Raw genomic sequence first — 16,555 nt, forward strand, 5'->3', positions numbered from 1 at the left:
CGGAGAAACCATAAAATCGAGGGCTCGACGCTCCCCCTGGGTGGTTTCCGTCGCTACGCCGGCTCGACGAGAAGCATCTCCGTCGAACCAGAGAGGAACTCGAACGGCGTCGCCGTAACGCTCACGCCGTACCCCTCGTCTTCGAGGACCTCGACGACGCCGTCGAGATGACGGGATTGCGTCCCGTCGAACGCCTGTAGCGGATACACCCGCACTTCGTCGGTTGCGACCCGTGCGAGTTCGCGCAGTGAATCGAGGTGAAACTCGCGATCGAAGCGATCGTCGTACAGAAACAGGAGGTGCGACGAGAGAACGACCGAGACCGAGTCCGTGGCGAACGGGAGCGACGGGAGGGCGGCGGCGACGTACCGTCCTGAACTAGCAGCGCTCACGTAATCCGTAACGAATCGCTCCGACGCGCGTCTGAGATATCGATCCCGCTTTGCGGGGGACCCGTAAAACGACCACTCGAACAGGTCGCGTTTCTCGCGGAGCTGTTCGACGGCGGCCTCGCGATCGGTTCGACAGCGACGCGCCAGTTCGCCCGGCGGGACGCGGTACACCACGTCGGCACCGACGGCGTCGATCCCGCGCTCGGTCGCTGTAACGACGAACGACGCGACCCCGGACGGACAGTCGAGTATCCGTTTCCCCTCGAGTTCGGCCGGCTCGAGGTCGAACATCGCGACGTACTCCTCGAACGTTCGCCCGACGATGGCACAGTCGGTGACTTCGTACGCCGTCGAATTTGCCATACACTCTCAATTACTGTGTATACATATACATTGCTGTACTATTTCATTCAATATACTCCACAACTGGCTATCTGACGATCACCTGCGTGATCCACCACCGCGCTTCGAAACCCACAAGCGCCGTGGCCGGCAAGCGCTATCCAATGGAGCCACTCGAGCGGTATCGGCCGATCGTCGACGAGTTCGAGTCGTTTCTCGCGGCGTGCGAGCGACCGCTCGGAAACGCGGTTCGGGTGAACACGATCAAGGCGTCCGTCGAGCGGGCGACGGCCGCGCTCGAGGACGAAGGGGTCGAATTCGAACGGGCGTCGTGGAACCCGCGCGTGTTGCGCCTCGAGACGGACTCGCCGGGATCGACGTGGTCGTCCGTCCACGGCTTTACCCACGGACAGGAGGAGGTCTCGGCCGTGCCGCCGATCGTCCTCGATCCCCAGCCGGGCGAGCGGGTGTGGGACTGCTGTGGCGCACCCGGCGGGAAGGCGACGCAGATCGCGGCGCTGATGGACGACCGGGGAACCGTCGTGGCAAACGACAACAACCTCGGTCGCATCTCCGCGCTGCGGTTCAACGCCGAACGGCTGGGGGCGACGAGCCTCGCGGTGACGAACGCCGACGCCAGAAACTACTCGCTGAAGCCGTTTCCGTTCGACGCGTTCGATCGCACGCTCGTCGACGCTCCCTGTTCCTGCGAGGGGACGATCCGGAAGAATCCCGACGCGCTCGACGACTGGTCCGAAGGTCACCTCCACTCGGTCGCCGGCATCCAGAAGGGCATCCTCCGTCGGGCGATACAGACGACGCGCGAGGGCGGCACCGTCGTCTACTCGACCTGTACGTTCGCGCCGGAGGAGAACGAAGCCGTCGTCCAGCACGCCATCGAGAACGAGCCCTGTCGCGTCGTCGACTTCGATCTCGACCTCGAGTACGCGCCCGGCCTCCGGGAGTGGAACGGCGAGACGTTCGACCCGACGCTCGAGCGGGCCGCGCGCATCTATCCCCACCACAACGACACCGGCGGCTTCTTCGTCGCGAAACTCGAGGTGACCGCCGAATGACCGACGACGAAGCGGGCGGAACGCAAAACGATGGCCAGCGATTCGATCGATTGCCGACGACGGCGGCCGAGCGAACCGTCGAGGGACGCGCCAGCCGACGCGAGGTCCTCGAGTACTTCGGGGACCGGTTCGGGATTTCGCCCGAGACGTTCGACGACTACACGTTCTGGGAGAAGGGAGCGGGGAAGATCTGGATCTACGCCGGCGAGGCGTCCTCGCCGGTCGAGATCGAAGCCATCGGCATGACCTGCCTGCGCACGCGCCAGGAACACTGGAAACCGACGACCGATTTCGTCCAGCGCTTCGGCCGTCACGCGAGCGAGTGCGTGATCGAACTCGAACCCGAGGCCGCGCGACGGTTCGTCGCCGGCGAGGACCAGGAACTCGAGTGGGACGGCGACTGGGGATACCTCGTCGTCGCCCACGAACTGGCCGGCGACCTCGAGCCGATCGGCGTGGGACTGTACGTCCACGGCGAACTGCGCTCGATGGTTCCGAAAGGACGGCAGCGGGTGTTGTGAGGCGACGGGAACGCTACACCAGCCCCGACGATGAATCGCTGTCGTCGCGGCTTCTCACGTGGAAACCGCGCGAAACTCAGAACGGATCGCTTCGGGCACCGGATTCGTGTACTCGAGCCGCCTCGCCGTCGAGAAACCGCCGCACCCAGTTGTCGAACGCCTCCTTTCGCTCGAGGTACGCGCCGTGGCGGGCGTTCCGGAACATCGCGAGCTGCGCGTCGGGGAGACCAGCGTGGGTCTCTCTGAGGATCGATTCGGGGAAGAACGGATCGTCGTCGCCGCCGACGACGAGCGTTCGAGTTTCGATTTCGTCGAGACCGTCCGTCCCGTCGTACTCGAGGACGGCGTCGAACGAAACGACGACGTCGCGCGGATCGGCGGGCGTCGGCGGTCGCAGCCTGCCGACCGTTCGCGACAGCGTCGGGTAGAGCCGTCGGCGCGTTCCGGTGTGCATCCGCTCGAGCAGTTGCGATCGAATCTCGACCCACTCGCGTTCGATCGCTTTCGTCCGGAGCGAGCGGATGGTCGGTCTCGCGGCGGCCGCGAGCCGACAGCCCGAGACGGCGACGACGAGGCGCTCGACGAGGTCGGGTCGCAATCTGGCCAGTTCCTGGCCGATCAGGCCGCCCATCGAAACGCCGAGCACCGCCGCCGGACCGACGTGGGCCTCGAGGACGCGGGCGTAGTCCCGCGCCATCGACGTGACCGATCGGCCGTCGCCGAGCCCGCGCGGCCGGCTCACGACCCAGACGGTGTACTCGTCGAGGAATCGCCGGAACGACGCGCGGGCCGCGAGCGCCCCGATCCGACCGTACTCGCCGTCGAACATCGCGTCGCCGATCCCGGGAACCACCAGCAGCGTCTTCGGTCCGTCTCCGACCCGGACGTAGGGGTACGCGCCAGCCAGCCGTCCCGTCTCGGAACGAATTGGAGTGAGCATTACGCCTGCCGCCTTCCACACCCTCGACGAAAATGGTTGGACCCGCGCTGGCCGGCTTCGACGGCGGTCGTCTTCTTCGTCGGATTCTGGTCGATCGGACCGGTGGACGCCATCGATTGGTCGGTCCGAACCGACGGCATCGGTCCGGAGCGAACTCACCGCTCGAGGATCGTTCCGCCGGCCAGCCCGTCCCACTCGACGCGGTAGCCGAGCCGCGAGAGCACCGCACTCGCGTCGGCGATGCCGTACACCTCGAGCGCACGCTCGGCGTCCGCGAGATCCGTTCCCGCCTCGATCTCGTCGGCGAGCGCCTCGAGGACGGACGGGCGGACCAGCGTTCGGCCGACGAGTTCGTGTTCGGGAAACGCCACGTCGGCCAGCGCGTCGACGCTGACGCCGCGTCGGTCGGCGACGTCCTCGAGCGAGATGGCCTCCTCGTCGGGAACCAGCTCCTCAGGGAGGGAGGCGGCGCTCTCGGCGACGAGCTGGCGTTCGTACTCCCGCAGGACGTCGGCAACGTCCTTGAGGCGGACGGTGCCGGAGTACGGGATCGCCCGAAAGTCCCGGGCGGCGATCTCTTCGCCCGCCCCGAGGGACTCGTCGACGGCGACCACCAGCTCGACGTCCTCGAGTTCCTCGAGCTGTCGGAGCTTCTTCTCGACGTACTCCGGCGTCCAGAAGCCCATGATCTCGAAGTAGACCCGAAAGCCACCGTGTTCGTACTCGAAGGCGAAATCGGGGATCATCACGCGGGTTCCCGTCGCCAGCGGCTCGGGTTCGCGCACGAGGTTCCACTCGAGGTCGAGGGCGGAAAATCTGGCCGCGAAATCGGCTTCGACCCCGCTGTCGAAGCTGACGCCCGCGATCGGTTCCGCGTCCGGAACTCGGATCGGGTCGTCGTGACAGAGCTCGAGGGAGCGTTCGGTCCCGCGGTCGTCGATCGCCGCCTCGAGCCGCCACGCCTCCGCGCCGGCGACGGTCCGCAGGAGGCGGGCGAATCGAGTCCCGTACCGCCGCGTGGCTCGAAAGAGGTGCGTGGGGCCGGTGACGACGACTTCGCGGGTGCTCACGATGCCCTCTCCCTCCGCCGCGTCTTCCGCCGCTCGGTCCTCGCCGGTCCGTCGAATCTCGTACATCAGCCGCAATCGCTTGATCGCCGACACGAGCCCCTTCGGATCGCTCGAGCGGACGCGGAGTTCGGTCGCGTCGAACAGTGCGGTCTGTGCAAGCGAGAGGTTGTACTGATCGATCAACTCGTCGGGATCCCATCGAGGGTCGGCCTCGGTCAGGACCCGTCGCTCGTCGAGGTCGGCGTACAGCGATCGCTCGAGTTCGTCGGCCGAGAGGCCGAGCGACTCGCCGGCGCGGACGAGCGCCATCGCCCGTTCGTCCTCGGAAACGACGCCGACGGCCTCGGCCGCCTCGAACGCGGCCCGCCTGGCGCGTTCCGGATCGACCGCGGCGTCTGTCTCGAACGTCGCGTCGCGTTCGAGCAACGCTGCGAACCCCCGGACCAGCTTGAACTCGTCCGGCGCCGGGTCCCGTCCGGTACCGCCGGCCGGGTCGCGGGCGGGTTCGCGCTCGAGGTCGGCCAGGGCGTCGTCGAGCTCCCCGCGCGGGTGTCCGACGTGGCCCTGGTAGGTTCCGATCACGCGGGCCGCGAGCGGGCGGTGTTCGCGGCCGGCGAACCGCGGGTGGTAGCCGCCGCCGGCTCGCGAGACGCGAAGCAGGTCCTTCGTCAGCATTCGTCCGCCTCTCGAGGCCCGAAAATCAAAAGTCGTGCGGACGACTGCCCGGGTTTCGACCGACGAGACGCAACGCGTCTCGAACCGTGCGATCCGAGGGTGTTCATCGTCGGCGCTGTGAGACGCGCTCCTCTCCGGTTTCGCTGCTGATTACCTCGTACAGCAGCGCACGGCTTCCGTCCGATTTCGGCCGCAGGATTCGGCCCAGTCGCTGCGTGAACTCCCGCTCGCTGGCGCTGCCCGAGAGGACGACCGCGACCGACGCGTCCGGGACGTCCACGCCCTCGTCCAGCACGTTCGACGTCGCGATCCGGGTGTAGGTGCCCTCGCGGAACCGCTCGAGAAGTTCACTGCGCTCCGCGGCTCCCGTCTGGTGGGTGATCGTCGGGATCAGAAAGCGCTCGCCGACGTCGTACGCGAGGTCGTTGTGCGCCGTGAAGACGATCGTCCGCTCCCCGCGGTGGTCGTCGAGGATCCCCTCGAGCGCCTCGAGTTTGGCCTCGCTCCCGAGCATTACCTCGCGGGCGCGCTGGCGCGCGAGCAGCGCTTCCCGCGCCTCGGGATCGGTGCCGGATCGCTTGACGAGCTCCTGGTAGTCCGAGCCACTTTGCATCCGGACGTTCGACCGCGCCAGGTAGTTCGCGAACGTCTCCTGATTTCGCTCGTATGCCTCGCGCTCGTCGGGCGTCAGCCTCACCTCGAGGCGTTTGACGTCGTACGGTGCGAGGTGTTCGCCGGCGAGCTCGTCGGCGTCGACGCGGTAGACGACCGGACCGACGAGCTCCGCGATCACCTCGTGGGCGTCGTCGGGCCGTTCGAACGTGGCCGTCAGTCCCAGTCTCGCTGGCGCAGCGAGCAGGCGCGCGATCTCGCGGTACCCCTCGCCGCCGAGGTGGTGCACCTCGTCGAAGACGACCAGACCGAACCGGTCGCCGACCGAGTCCGCCTTCAGGTACGCCGAGTCGTACGTCGAGACGGTGATCGGCTCGAGACGCTGTTCGCCGCCGCCGAAGCGGCCGATCGGAACGCCCGCGGACGATCCGGTCGCCCGACGAACGCCCGAGCCGTCGCGTCCGAACTCCGCGTCGAGTTCGCGAGTCCACTGCTCGAGGAGGTCGATCGTCGGTACCACGACGAGCGTCGGTACGTTGAGCCGCGCGATCGCCTCGAGCGCGATGATCGTCTTGCCGCTGCCGGTCGGCAACTCGAGGACGCCTCTGGGGGCGGACGCCGGGTCGTCCGTTCGATTTCCCTCGCCCGCGCGGTCGGCATCCGCCGGGGCACCCTCCTCGAGCCACGCGGAGAGCGCCTGTCGCTGGTACGGTCGGAGTTCGTACGTAGATCGGAGTTCCGGGATCGACGCCGGATCGTACGAGCGCACCCGGTCGTCGACCGCGACGTCGGCGTCGTCGACCGACCGCCGGAGTGTGGAGTAGCGGACGGCCGGAACGCGCACGCAGTCGGAGCGAGGATCAGCCTCGAGGTCCGACAGCGACTCGCGGAGCCGCCGCTCGAGATTCGAACCGGTCTCGAGTCCGTCGATTCGGATCGTTCCGTCCTCGTATCGGAGCTCGATCGTCCCGTCCTGGCGAGTCCTCGTCACGTGCGTCGGTCGGGGGCGAACGATCAATACACTGTCGGGATTCGTGCTGACCGAATGGACGTCGATCGGACTTGTATGCACGACTTCGCGCGGGGACCTCAACCCTTTTATTACCGCTGTTCCTTGAACCGAACATGAGCGAAGACGAGGGCACGAACTCCGCCGCCCAGGGCGTTTCGTCCGCGGACGAATCGGACGGGCGCGAGCCGGACGGACGCGACGGTGCGGACGGTGCGAACGCGGAATCGGAGTCGGAATCCACGTCGTCGGAAGCGAGCGAGCCGGAAGGGGATGCGGGCGACGCCGCGACCCCGACCGATGAGGTCACCAGGATCCTCGAGCGCGTGACCGAGTACGACGACGAACTCGCAGCGCGGATCAACGCGATCGTCGACGACGTTACCGAGCTGTCGACTACGGTCGAACACCAGCGCGAGGAACTCGAGGACCTCTCGGAACGCGTCGAGGCCCAGGCCGAAACGATCGAAGAGCTACAGGCCGAACTCGAAGAGCGCGAGCGGGCGCTCGCCGAGCGGGACGAACGACTCGAGGAGTACGACGACGAAGTCGAGGAGCTGAAAAACCGCCTCAAGCGAAAGCAGGCTGACTTCCAGAACTACAAGAAGCGCGCGAAAAAGCGCCAACAACAGATCCAGGATCGGGCGACGGAAGATCTCGTGGGTCGGCTCATCGGCGTCCGGGACAACCTCAAACGCGCGCTCGAGGACGAAGGTGGCGACGTCGAGGACCTCCGACAGGGCGTCGAGATGACCCTCCGAGAGTTCGACCGCGTGCTCGAAGACGAGAACGTCTCGGAGATCGATCCGGAGCCGGGCACCGAGACCGACCCCCAGCGCCACGAGGTCATGATGAAAGTCGACAGCGGACAGCCGGAAGGGACGATCGCGGAGGTCTACACGCCGGGCTACGAGATGGGCGACAAGGTCATCCAGAACGCTCAGGTGACGGTCTCGAACGGAGAACTCGAGGAGGAATCCGCGGAGACGGACGCGGAGTCGAACGGCGGCGACGACGAAGACGGCGACTCGAGCGGACCGGCTGACGCCGAAACGGACGAGTCAGTCGACGACGACGCCGACGAAGCGATCGAACTCGGCGGCGAAGTCGAAGGGGACGACGGCTCGAGCGAGACGGGCGACGACTTCCAGCGCGATGACGGCGACGCAGATGGTGTACCGAAACGCAACGGGAGCGGGACGGACGACGAGGGTGCGGACGACAGCGCGGACGACAACCCGGACGACGGCTCGAGCGACAGCTGAGATCACCGTCACCGGTCAGTGCAGACGGTGATCGGCCAGCTTTCGAGACCGTCCGGAGTCAGCTCGGGTTTTGACCGCTTCGGCTCTTTTCGGTCCAACTCGAGCGTTCGAAACGCGAGCCGCAAACGCACGCTCACGATCAGCCACTCGAGCCACAGTGCGAGGACGAGGCCGATGGCTCATCCGGATTACTGTACCGGTGCATCCGCCGCCCGGGTCGCGGGTGCGCCGGTACTGACGGACAGGAAACCGTATCAGTTCCCTCAATCGACCGTCTCGAGCTCGCCACCCGCGACTCGAGCGGTTTTTATTCGGCGGTTCGGCCCGGCTAGTAACCTTTAAAACAAAGTGCGCACAATACCCCTCACAACAATGGCGAGCAACAAGATTCTCGGTATCGACCTCGGGACGACGAACAGCGCGTTCGCCGTCATGGAGGGCGGAGATCCGGAGATCATCGTCAACGCCGAAGGCGATCGGACGACGCCGTCGGTCGTCGCGTTCACCGACGACGACGAGCGACTCGTCGGCAAGCCGGCGAAAAACCAGGCGATCCAGAACCCCGAAAAGACGATCGCCTCGATCAAACGCCACATAGGCGAGGACGACTACACAGTCGAGATAGAGGGCGAAGAGTACACGCCCGAGGAGATCTCGGCGATGATCCTCCAGAAGATCAAACGCGACGCCGAGGAGTATCTCGGCGACGAGGTCGAGCGCGCCGTCATCACGGTCCCGGCGTACTTCTCGGACCGACAGCGACAGGCGACCAAGGACGCCGGCGAGATCGCCGGCTTCGAGGTCGAGCGCATCATCAACGAGCCGACGGCCGCGTCGATGGCCTACGGCCTCGACGACGACTCCGACCAGACCGTCCTCGTCTACGACCTCGGGGGCGGAACGTTCGACGTCTCGATCCTCGACCTCGGCGGCGGCGTCTACGAGGTCGTCGCCACCAACGGCGACAACGACCTCGGCGGCGACGACTGGGACCACGCCATCATCGACTGGCTGGCCGAGGAGTTCGAGGCCGACCACGGCATCGACCTGCGCGAGGATCGCCAGGCGCTCCAGCGGCTCAAAGACGCCGCCGAGGAGGCCAAGATCGAACTCTCCTCGCGCAAGGAGACCGAGATCAACCTCCCGTTCATCACGGCGACGGACGACGGTCCCATCCACCTCGAGGAGTCGCTGACGCGCGCGAAGTTCGAGTCGCTGACCCAGGACCTGATCGACCGCACCGTCGAGCCGACCGAGCAGGCGCTCTCCGACGCCGGCTACGACAAAGACGACATCGACGAAGTGCTGCTCGTCGGCGGGTCGACCCGGATGCCCCAGGTCGCCGAAAAGGTCGAGGACCTGACCGGCCAGGAGCCCCAGAAGAACGTCAACCCCGACGAGGCCGTCGCGCTGGGCGCTGCGATCCAGGGCGGCGTCCTCGGCGGCGAGGTCGACGACATCGTGCTGCTCGACGTGACGCCGCTTTCGCTCGGCATCGAGGTCAAGGGTGGCCTCTTCGAGCGACTCATCGAAAAGAACACGACGATCCCGACCGAGGAGTCGAAGATCTTCACGACGGCGGCGGACAATCAGACGTCCGTACAGGTCCGGGTGTTCCAGGGTGAGCGCGAACTCGCCGAGAAGAACGAACTGCTGGGCGAGTTCCACCTGACCGGCATTCCGCCGGCTCCGGCGGGAACGCCCCAGATCGAGGTTACGTTCTCCATCGACGAGAACGGGATCGTCAACGTCTCGGCCGAGGACAAAGGCACCGGCGAGAGCGAGGAGATCACCATCGAGGGTGGTGCCGGTCTCTCGGACGAGGAGATCGAGCGGATGCAAGAAGAAGCCGAGAAACACGCCGAGGAGGACGAGAAAAAGCGCGAGCGCATCGAGGCCAGAAACACCGCCGAGGCGACGATCCAGCGCGCCGAGACGCTGCTCGAGGAGAACGACGAACAGGTCGACGACGACCTCCGCGAGACGATCGAGGCGGCCGTCGAAGACTTGGAAGCGACGATCGACGACGACGAAGCCGACGCGGAGGACATCGAGGCCGCGACCGAGGAGCTGAGCTCGGAGCTACAGGAGATCGGCAAGCAGATGTACCAGCAACAGGCCGGTGCCGCCGGAGCCGAAGGTGCCGCTGGCGGCGCTGCCGGCGCCGGTGCGGCCGGTGCCGGAGGAATGGGCGGCATGGGCGGCGGACCGAACCCCGGTCCGCAGTCCGACGTCGGCGACGACGAGGAGTTCGTCGACGCGGACTTCGAGGACGTCAGCTTCGACGAGGACGACGAGGACGAGTAACGTCGACTACGCCGTAACGGTTGCCTGACGACGAGAATCGGACGACGACCGCACCGCTCGGGACGACCATCGCCTCCGACCGAACGTTTTCACTTTCAGATCGATACCCGCTGACGGGGACTCGAGCGTCGCTCCGCGGTGAATTCTCTCGTCGGTGAGAACCGACCGTCGCAAACCGGGGTGGGGGCGGGACCCACCCTGGCGTGAGAGACATGAGCGTACTCGAAGCGGGGGCGAGTCCACGTTCGAGTGATCCGGGCACGAACGCACGCAATCGGCTGGTCAACGCGTCGGTACTGAGCCGAACGCGTACCCGACGGGGCGTTTCATCCCCGCACTCGGGTCGACGTGACGGCCACCCTTTGTTATGGAGAGGGTTGGTCCTCAGTAGCACGTGTGAAATACTGACAGGAAGCGTATACTCCGGGTATAGCGCGGTACTACGAATTGGTTGCGGGTGCGTTCGAACCGATAGTCGTCGACTACGCGAGCCGCTGCCGGCGACGAGCGACGTCGGAATCGAGCGTCGTCCCGTCGGATACCGGCCAGCTAACGCGACAGACCGATGGGACTCGAGGTCGTGTCGATGCTATGAGCCAGCGCGACAGCCGCTCTCGATCGCCCGTTCGGATCGGCCTGGTGGGGCTTGGATACATCGGCACCACCGTCGGGGGACAGTTCCACCGCCACCCCGACGCCACGGTACGTGCGATCTGTGACCTCGAGGTCGACGCCCTGACGGCAATCGGACGCGAGTTCTCGGTCGACCCTGCACGTCGATTCGAGGACTACGACGAGTTGCTCGAGACGACGGCGGACGACCTGGATGCGGTGTTGATCGGGACGCCGCACGCGCTCCACTACGAGCAGGTCGTCGCCGCGCTTGAGCGCGATCTGGCCGTCTACTGCGACAAACCGCTCGCGACGGACCTCGGTCACGCGCGCGACCTCGCGGCTCGGGCCGAACGCAGCCCGCGAACGTTGATGGTCGGCTACCAGCGTCACCTCCAGACGGCGTTTCGAACCGCGCGCGACCGCTTCACCGACCGACGGCCACGCTGGCTGACCGCATCGATGACCCAGAACTGGATCGACGACGCGAGCGGTACCTGGCGGCTCGATCCCGACCTCTCTGGTGGCGGATTCCTCTACGACACCGGAAGTCACGTCCTCGACGGCGTCCTCTGGACGACCGGACTCGAGCCCGAGTCGGTCGCCGCCAGTATGGACTTTCACGACGAGGAAGAGCGGATCGATCGCCGGGCCCACCTCGACGTGCGCTTCGAAACCGGCGCGACGGGAACGATCTCGCTCCACGGCGACGCACCGTCGGTCCGCGAACACGTCCACCTCTGGGACGACGACGGGGCGATCTACCTCGGGGGCGTCCAGTGGGGGCCGCGGGAGATCTTCGAAATCGACGACGAGGCGACCGAACGAACACCGTACGTCGATCCCCGACGGGAACCGACGCGAGCCGACGCGTTCCTCGAGTGCGTTCTGGAGGGTGCGGAGCCACCGGCGACGGCGGCGGACGCGCTTCGAGTGACCGCGCTGACCGAAGCCGCCTACGAGGCCGCCCGACGTGGCGAGCGCGTGTCGGTCGACGGCGTCCGCCCGCCTCGCGGCAACTGACGATCGGACCCGAAAGCGGCGACGTTACCGAACCGACGACCGGCGACTGTATCCCGAGCGTACGCGCCGTCAGATCGACCGAACCGATCTATACGGGCCGCCTACTCGTTCGACGCTCCGGTTCAAGCGGGTATTTCGCGGAGTTGACGACTCGGTTCGAACGCACCGGATTCCGCTCTCACCCTCGAGTAAGCGGGAATTACGTCCCGTCACGTGAGCGTACGCGCGCAACACCGCCGCCACCCATGCGTTGCATTCACACGGTCCGAGCACCGGCCGGTAATACCGGCGTAGAGCTGCCTTCCCTTCGGTTACAAGCCGGATAACTACAACCGGTCGAACCGATCCGTCGGATATGATCACCTGCACAAACTGCGAGACGCCACAGTTCTTGCAGATCACGCAGAGTCGGATCTACTTCGAAAACGGAGAGATCATCAACGAGATATCCGAGACGTACGAGTGTACCCTCTGTGGCTCGACCGGACAGTACGTCTACGACGACGACCGCGACGAGGAGGTCGTCAGCGGCGACGTCGAACTCACGACCGAACGGCCGAAGTTCGCCTGACGGTCGGCCCCGTCGCGGGGCCACGCTCGACCGCGAGTTCGCACGCACCGTGTGTGCGTTACGATTACTCACTCTCCGTCGTTTCGCCTTCCGTACTGTCTGCGGGTGATCGCGGACCGGCGACGGTCGACGTCCCACTGTTCGAAGAGGCCGTAGTCGGTCATCGTCTCCATGCCGGCGATCGCTGCGGTGAGTTTGATTCCGACGAGCGGCACGTCCGCGACGGAGACGATCACGTCCGCCCGGAGCACCGCACCGTCTCTGAGCAGTACGTCAAGCACGTCGACGAGCGCTTCGTCGTCCTTTCGTGGTCTCATGAATGGCGTGATACGGATCAGGGTGCGTCCGACCGGCGTCGACCGGACGAGTCGCGTCCGCCCAGCTCCGGCGCGAACGTGTACGGCGGCCACGGTCCCGTAAAGCGAACCTCGAGGCCGTCGGTCGCGGCGACGTCGTCCAGTATCGATCCGATCGCCGCCTCGTCGTCCTCGTGGGCGAGCAGGGTGAGCCGGGCTACCGTCTCGTCCGGACGTCTGGTGCCTTCGCTCGCGCGGTCGTCGCCGGCATCGTCGTCGCGATTCGTCGCCGAACCGCCGCTTTCGCTCGTCACCTCGTCCGAGAGCGTCGCCGTTTTCGATCGTTCGAGGGCGTGGACCTCTCGAGCCACCTCGTCGAGACGGCGCTCGAGATCGCCGGCGATCGATTCGCGTCGGGAGGCGCGACGCTCCTCGAGGCGGCGATCGAACTGCGTTTCGAGCAGGTACGCCGTTCCCTCCCCGGCGTCGTCGATCTTCGCCTCGAGCTCCTGAAGTCGGTCGTCGCGTTCGACCAGCGTCTCGTCGGCCACGGGATCGGTCTCGACCACCTCGACGCGGTACTCCCAGTGGTCGGCCAGCGCCGATACGGCGCGCGCTACGGTCTCCGACTCCTCGCGGAGCCACTCGCGAAGGGCATCGTCGCCGCCGCGCAGGATCGTGTCGAACTGGAACGGGACGGGCGTTCCGAATCGCTCGCCCGCCTCGTCGACGACCGTCTGGTGGCGAACCAGCCAGCGTCTGATCTGGGCGAGATCCGCGGTGTCGTAGAGGCCGTCGCAGGAGTGGACGACCACCCCGACCCCGTTTTCGACGACGATCGACACCGGTTCGCCGTCGACCCCGGTCGTCTCGAACGTGGCTCCCTCGTTCGCCCGAACGAGGCAGTAGAGATACCGTCCGTCGTCGATCGCGGGCCGATCGTCGTCCGGTTTCGGCGGTGATCGACCGCGGGAGCCGCTCTCGAGACTGTCGTCGCCGTCGGGGCTCACTCGCGTTCACCTCCGAACACCGAGTAGCCGGGATCGCGGGCCATCTCGGGGCCGTCGTACAGCTGCTGGATGGCGTCGTCGACGAGCCCGTCGAGGTCGCTGCGCAGGTCTTCGACGCCTCCCTCGATTCCCTCGTCTCGTTTGAGCTGATCGATCTCGGCCTCGATCCGCGCGAGCTGTTTCCCGAGCCGTTCGATCTCGTCGTCCGAGAGGTCGCCGGACTCCATTCGACGCACCGCCTCTCGCTCGAGGGCGTCGATCAACAGTTCGACGACGGTGACGACGAGCGTGACGAGCCCCTGTCGCGCGTCCTTCCCGTCGCCGACGTCGATCTGCGTCACGTCAGTTCCCCTCCGTTTGCTGGGCGGGCTGCTCGTCGCTTTCCTGGCCCCCGTCCTCGTCCCCGCCGTCCGCCGACTCGCCGTCGTCGCTGAGGAGGTCGAATCCGCCGCTCGTGGGCCGTTCCGGGTCCGGGCGCGCACCCACGCGTTCGCTCCCCCGATCGGGAAGTTCGAACGTCTCCTCGCCGTCGTCACTCGAGTTTGCGCCGTCCGACCCGGTTTCGTCGTCGTCGGATCGCGTCTCGTCTACGTACCGCTGGTCGGCCGTGACGTTGACGCCCCGCGTCGGATCGATCGGCGGTCGCGGTCGCTCTCGCTCCGCGAGTTCGGGTTCGCCGACCGCGGCAGCGACGCGGCGCATATCGGTTCCCTCGGGAAACTCCAGGCCGTACTTCGCGGCGGTTTCGAACGAGGCGATCGCCGCGCGAATCTGGACGCCCAGCAGCTGAGTGTCGCCGATCGAGACGGCGATATCCGCGTTGATGACGATCCCCTTGTCGAGCAACATCTCGACGACTTCCGCGAGGTCGGTCTGCTGTCGGCTCGGCTGGAACTCATCGACCACGGTGACCACCTCTCGGTTCGGCCCGCCGGGCGTTCGAGCGTGTGTCGGTCACGTCCTCGAGAGTGCGTCGACAGGACGGTAGCTGTTGTCCGCGTCGCCGGGTCGTCCGCTGTTGTGGATCGGTCATGGGTTGATAGGTCGTAAGTGGTCGATCGGTGGGTCAGTCGTCGTTTCTGCGCTTTTCGCGTTCGCGTCGGAACCGTGGCCCGTATAGTCGCTCGCGACTCGGTGCGGTCGAGAGCTTCACCGATCGCGGAACCGTCGAGTGTCTGACGCCGCTGCCGAGATCCCCACGTTCGGTCGGTATCGTGGCCGCCGCCGTCGGATTCCGCGAGTTCGTGCTCGTGTCCTTGCGGCGCATCTTCTCCCGGTTGAACTCGTACAGCCGGTGAAACTTCACGTGGGTCTCGATCAGCGCCTCGCGGAACGCGTCGATTCCCTCGATCGCACCTTGCTGGATCGCGACCTGGTAGGCTTCGGGATCCTCCATGACGTCGATGTCTCCGAGCGTCTCCGAGAGATCGGCGTCTTCGAGCAACTCGCGTCCCTCGTCGACGAGTCCGTCCTCGTCGCCGAGGAGTTCGCCGTCGTCGCCGAGGAACTCGCCGTCACCGACGTCCTCGACCGCCTCCTCGAGTTCGCGCGTTTCCTCCCAGAGCGATCCGAGATCGGTCGGATCCCAGGCCGACAGCAGGTCGATCGCTCGAAGGAGCCGCCCGAAGTCGACGGCGTCCCCGAGGTCTTCGTCCTCGCTCGCGAGCGCCTCCGGAATCTCTCCGGCGTCTATCGCAGAGAGCAGTTCGTCGCCGTCGACGGCCTCGGGGAGCGAGCCGAAATCGACCGTTTCGACCAGCTCCTGGGTTTCCGTCGCGAGTCGCGCGATCGCCTCGACGTCGTCGAGCGCCGACTCGAGGACGCCGTCGTCGAGTTCCGTTACGTCTTCGACGCCCTGGAACGTCGACTCGAGCGACTCGAGGGCGTCCGCCGCGTCCTCGAGCAGTTGGTCGACCCCCTCGGTCGTCGATTCGTCACTCATCGTCGTCCTCCGCGTCGGTCGATCGCCGGTTCGAGCTCGGTTCGACCCGGACGGTGAGGACGCCGTTTCGGATCCACGCGTCCGCCGATCGGTCGTCCCAGGGGATCGCCGTTCGCCCGAGTTCGGAGCCGGCGACGGCGACCACGAGCGTCGAATCGTCGAAGCCGACCCTGACGTCGCCCGGATCGGCCCCGGCGACGTCGGCCGTAACCAGCAGTTCGCCCTCTTCGCGTCGCGTCGTCAGGTGGTAGGCGTTCGACGACCGCTCTCGTCGCCGTCTGGTTCGTCGCGTGCGATCGGACCGCCGCTCGTCGGACCGATCGGCGTCGGCGGCTCTCCGGTCGAACCCCGAGCGATCGTCCCCGACGCGCCCGATCGAGAGGTCGCACTCGAAGATCGATCGACCGCCGCGGTTGCCTCCGGCCGTCGACCGGCTCTCGAGGGACTCGAGCGCAGAGAGCAAGCTCGAGAGCCAGTGATCGCTCTCGTCCCGTTTCCCCGGGTCGTCGACGTCGCCCTCTCGGTACCGTCGGTCGTCGATCCCGTCCTCGTCGTCGAGCCGTCGATCGTCCGATCCGCCGTTCGGGTCGTTCGGCCCGTCGTCGCGCTCGTTCGGTCCGTCAGGGTCGTCGGTCATCACCGCTTCACCTCCACGCGTCCGCTCGCGAGACGTTCGTGTACCTCGCGGGCGACGTCGAGTTTCTCCTCGAGCTCCGCCTTGCGTTCCCGGTACTCCTCTTCGGATCGATCTCCGATCTCGTACAGCAGCTGGTTCTCCTTGAGCTCGTCCTCGAGCGCGTCGACGTCGTAGAGTTCGTCGAGGGCGATCGTGTGCAACGCGTCGACGATGCCGACGAACGGTCTGAACAGGAGGTCGTCGAGTACGAACATG

At 66.5% G+C, this 16,555-nt stretch carries 17 protein-coding genes; 6 read left to right on the forward strand and 11 right to left on the reverse strand.

Annotated features, from left to right (window positions below):
* Window positions 1–53 precede the first annotated feature (53 nt).
* Entirely contained in the window at window positions 54–755 is a 702-nt protein-coding gene (locus EA472_RS17155) for a hypothetical protein (RefSeq protein ID WP_124192737.1), read from the reverse strand.
* A 143-nt stretch (window positions 756–898) separates the two neighbouring features.
* On the opposite strand from EA472_RS17155, the gene EA472_RS17160 reads away from it, so the two are divergent.
* Both EA472_RS17160 and EA472_RS17165 read left to right on the forward strand, forming a co-directional pair.
* The gene (locus EA472_RS17160; RefSeq protein WP_124192738.1) at window positions 899–1,810 is read left to right on the forward strand and encodes an RsmB/NOP family class I SAM-dependent RNA methyltransferase; all 912 of its coding nucleotides are present in this window, start codon (window positions 899–901) and stop codon (window positions 1,808–1,810) included.
* Complete coding sequence (locus EA472_RS17165; protein ID WP_124192739.1) at window positions 1,807–2,331, forward strand: DUF7122 family protein; 525 nt, start codon at window positions 1,807–1,809, stop codon at window positions 2,329–2,331. Before EA472_RS17160 ends, EA472_RS17165 begins: the two co-directional genes overlap by 4 nt.
* 76 nt (window positions 2,332–2,407) lie before the next feature.
* On the opposite strand, the gene EA472_RS17170 is transcribed toward EA472_RS17165, so the two are convergent.
* The 3 genes from EA472_RS17170 to EA472_RS17180 all read right to left on the reverse strand — a co-directional run bounded on the left by EA472_RS17170 (window position 2,408) and on the right by EA472_RS17180 (window position 6,619).
* Window positions 2,408–3,271, reverse strand: a complete 864-nt coding sequence (locus EA472_RS17170) for an alpha/beta fold hydrolase (RefSeq protein ID WP_124192740.1) — start codon at window positions 3,269–3,271, stop codon at window positions 2,408–2,410.
* Window positions 3,272–3,426: 155 nt separating this feature from the next.
* Entirely contained in the window at window positions 3,427–5,016 is a 1,590-nt protein-coding gene (locus EA472_RS17175; protein WP_124192741.1) for a DUF790 family protein, read from the reverse strand.
* Between the two features lie 103 nt (window positions 5,017–5,119).
* The gene (locus EA472_RS17180; protein WP_124192742.1) at window positions 5,120–6,619 is read right to left on the reverse strand and encodes a DEAD/DEAH box helicase; all 1,500 of its coding nucleotides are present in this window, start codon (window positions 6,617–6,619) and stop codon (window positions 5,120–5,122) included.
* Window positions 6,620–6,753: 134 nt separating this feature from the next.
* On the opposite strand from EA472_RS17180, the gene grpE reads away from it, so the two are divergent.
* The 4 genes from grpE to EA472_RS17200 all read left to right on the forward strand — a co-directional run bounded on the left by grpE (window position 6,754) and on the right by EA472_RS17200 (window position 12,415).
* The gene (gene grpE / locus EA472_RS17185; protein ID WP_124192743.1) at window positions 6,754–7,902 is read left to right on the forward strand and encodes a nucleotide exchange factor GrpE; all 1,149 of its coding nucleotides are present in this window, start codon (window positions 6,754–6,756) and stop codon (window positions 7,900–7,902) included.
* Between the two features lie 372 nt (window positions 7,903–8,274).
* A complete protein-coding gene (gene dnaK / locus EA472_RS17190; protein WP_124192744.1) occupies window positions 8,275–10,209 on the forward strand; it encodes a molecular chaperone DnaK in 1,935 nt (644 codons plus the stop codon).
* Between the two features lie 591 nt (window positions 10,210–10,800).
* Window positions 10,801–11,844 carry a Gfo/Idh/MocA family protein gene (locus EA472_RS17195; protein ID WP_124192745.1) on the forward strand — a complete coding sequence of 348 codons (1,044 nt, stop codon included), beginning with the start codon at window positions 10,801–10,803 and terminating at the stop codon, window positions 11,842–11,844.
* A 355-nt stretch (window positions 11,845–12,199) separates the two neighbouring features.
* Window positions 12,200–12,415, forward strand: coding sequence for a hypothetical protein (locus tag EA472_RS17200; RefSeq protein ID WP_124192746.1), 216 nt, complete (start codon window positions 12,200–12,202; stop codon window positions 12,413–12,415).
* Between the two features lie 68 nt (window positions 12,416–12,483).
* Here EA472_RS17200 and gvpM read toward each other — a convergent pair whose 3' ends face one another.
* The 7 genes from gvpM to gvpF form a co-directional block, all read right to left on the reverse strand.
* Window positions 12,484–12,732, reverse strand: coding sequence for a gas vesicle protein GvpM (gvpM, locus tag EA472_RS17205; protein WP_124192747.1), 249 nt, complete (start codon window positions 12,730–12,732; stop codon window positions 12,484–12,486).
* Window positions 12,733–12,749: 17 nt separating this feature from the next.
* A complete protein-coding gene (gene gvpL / locus EA472_RS17210) occupies window positions 12,750–13,721 on the reverse strand; it encodes a gas vesicle protein GvpL (RefSeq protein ID WP_124192748.1) in 972 nt (323 codons plus the stop codon).
* A complete protein-coding gene (locus tag EA472_RS17215; RefSeq protein WP_124192749.1) occupies window positions 13,718–14,062 on the reverse strand; it encodes a gas vesicle protein K in 345 nt (114 codons plus the stop codon). Before EA472_RS17215 ends, gvpL begins: the two co-directional genes overlap by 4 nt.
* Before the next feature lies 1 nt (window position 14,063).
* Window positions 14,064–14,627, reverse strand: a complete 564-nt coding sequence (gene gvpJ / locus EA472_RS17220; protein ID WP_124192750.1) for a gas vesicle protein GvpJ — start codon at window positions 14,625–14,627, stop codon at window positions 14,064–14,066.
* Between the two features lie 160 nt (window positions 14,628–14,787).
* Window positions 14,788–15,663 (reverse strand): hypothetical protein, encoded by an 876-nt coding sequence (locus EA472_RS17225; protein WP_124192751.1) that lies wholly within the window; start codon window positions 15,661–15,663, stop codon window positions 14,788–14,790.
* The gene (locus EA472_RS17230) at window positions 15,656–16,300 is read right to left on the reverse strand and encodes an Hsp20/alpha crystallin family protein (RefSeq protein ID WP_243637888.1); all 645 of its coding nucleotides are present in this window, start codon (window positions 16,298–16,300) and stop codon (window positions 15,656–15,658) included. The genes EA472_RS17225 and EA472_RS17230 overlap by 8 nt, the downstream gene beginning before the upstream one ends.
* Entirely contained in the window at window positions 16,300–16,554 is a 255-nt protein-coding gene (gvpF, locus tag EA472_RS17235; protein ID WP_124192752.1) for a gas vesicle protein GvpF, read from the reverse strand. Before gvpF ends, EA472_RS17230 begins: the two co-directional genes overlap by 1 nt.
* Window position 16,555: the final 1 nt, after the last annotated feature.

This window comes from Natrarchaeobius oligotrophus (assembly GCF_003841465.1).
In the GTDB taxonomy this organism is placed as follows: domain Archaea; phylum Halobacteriota; class Halobacteria; order Halobacteriales; family Natrialbaceae; genus Natrarchaeobius; species Natrarchaeobius oligotrophus.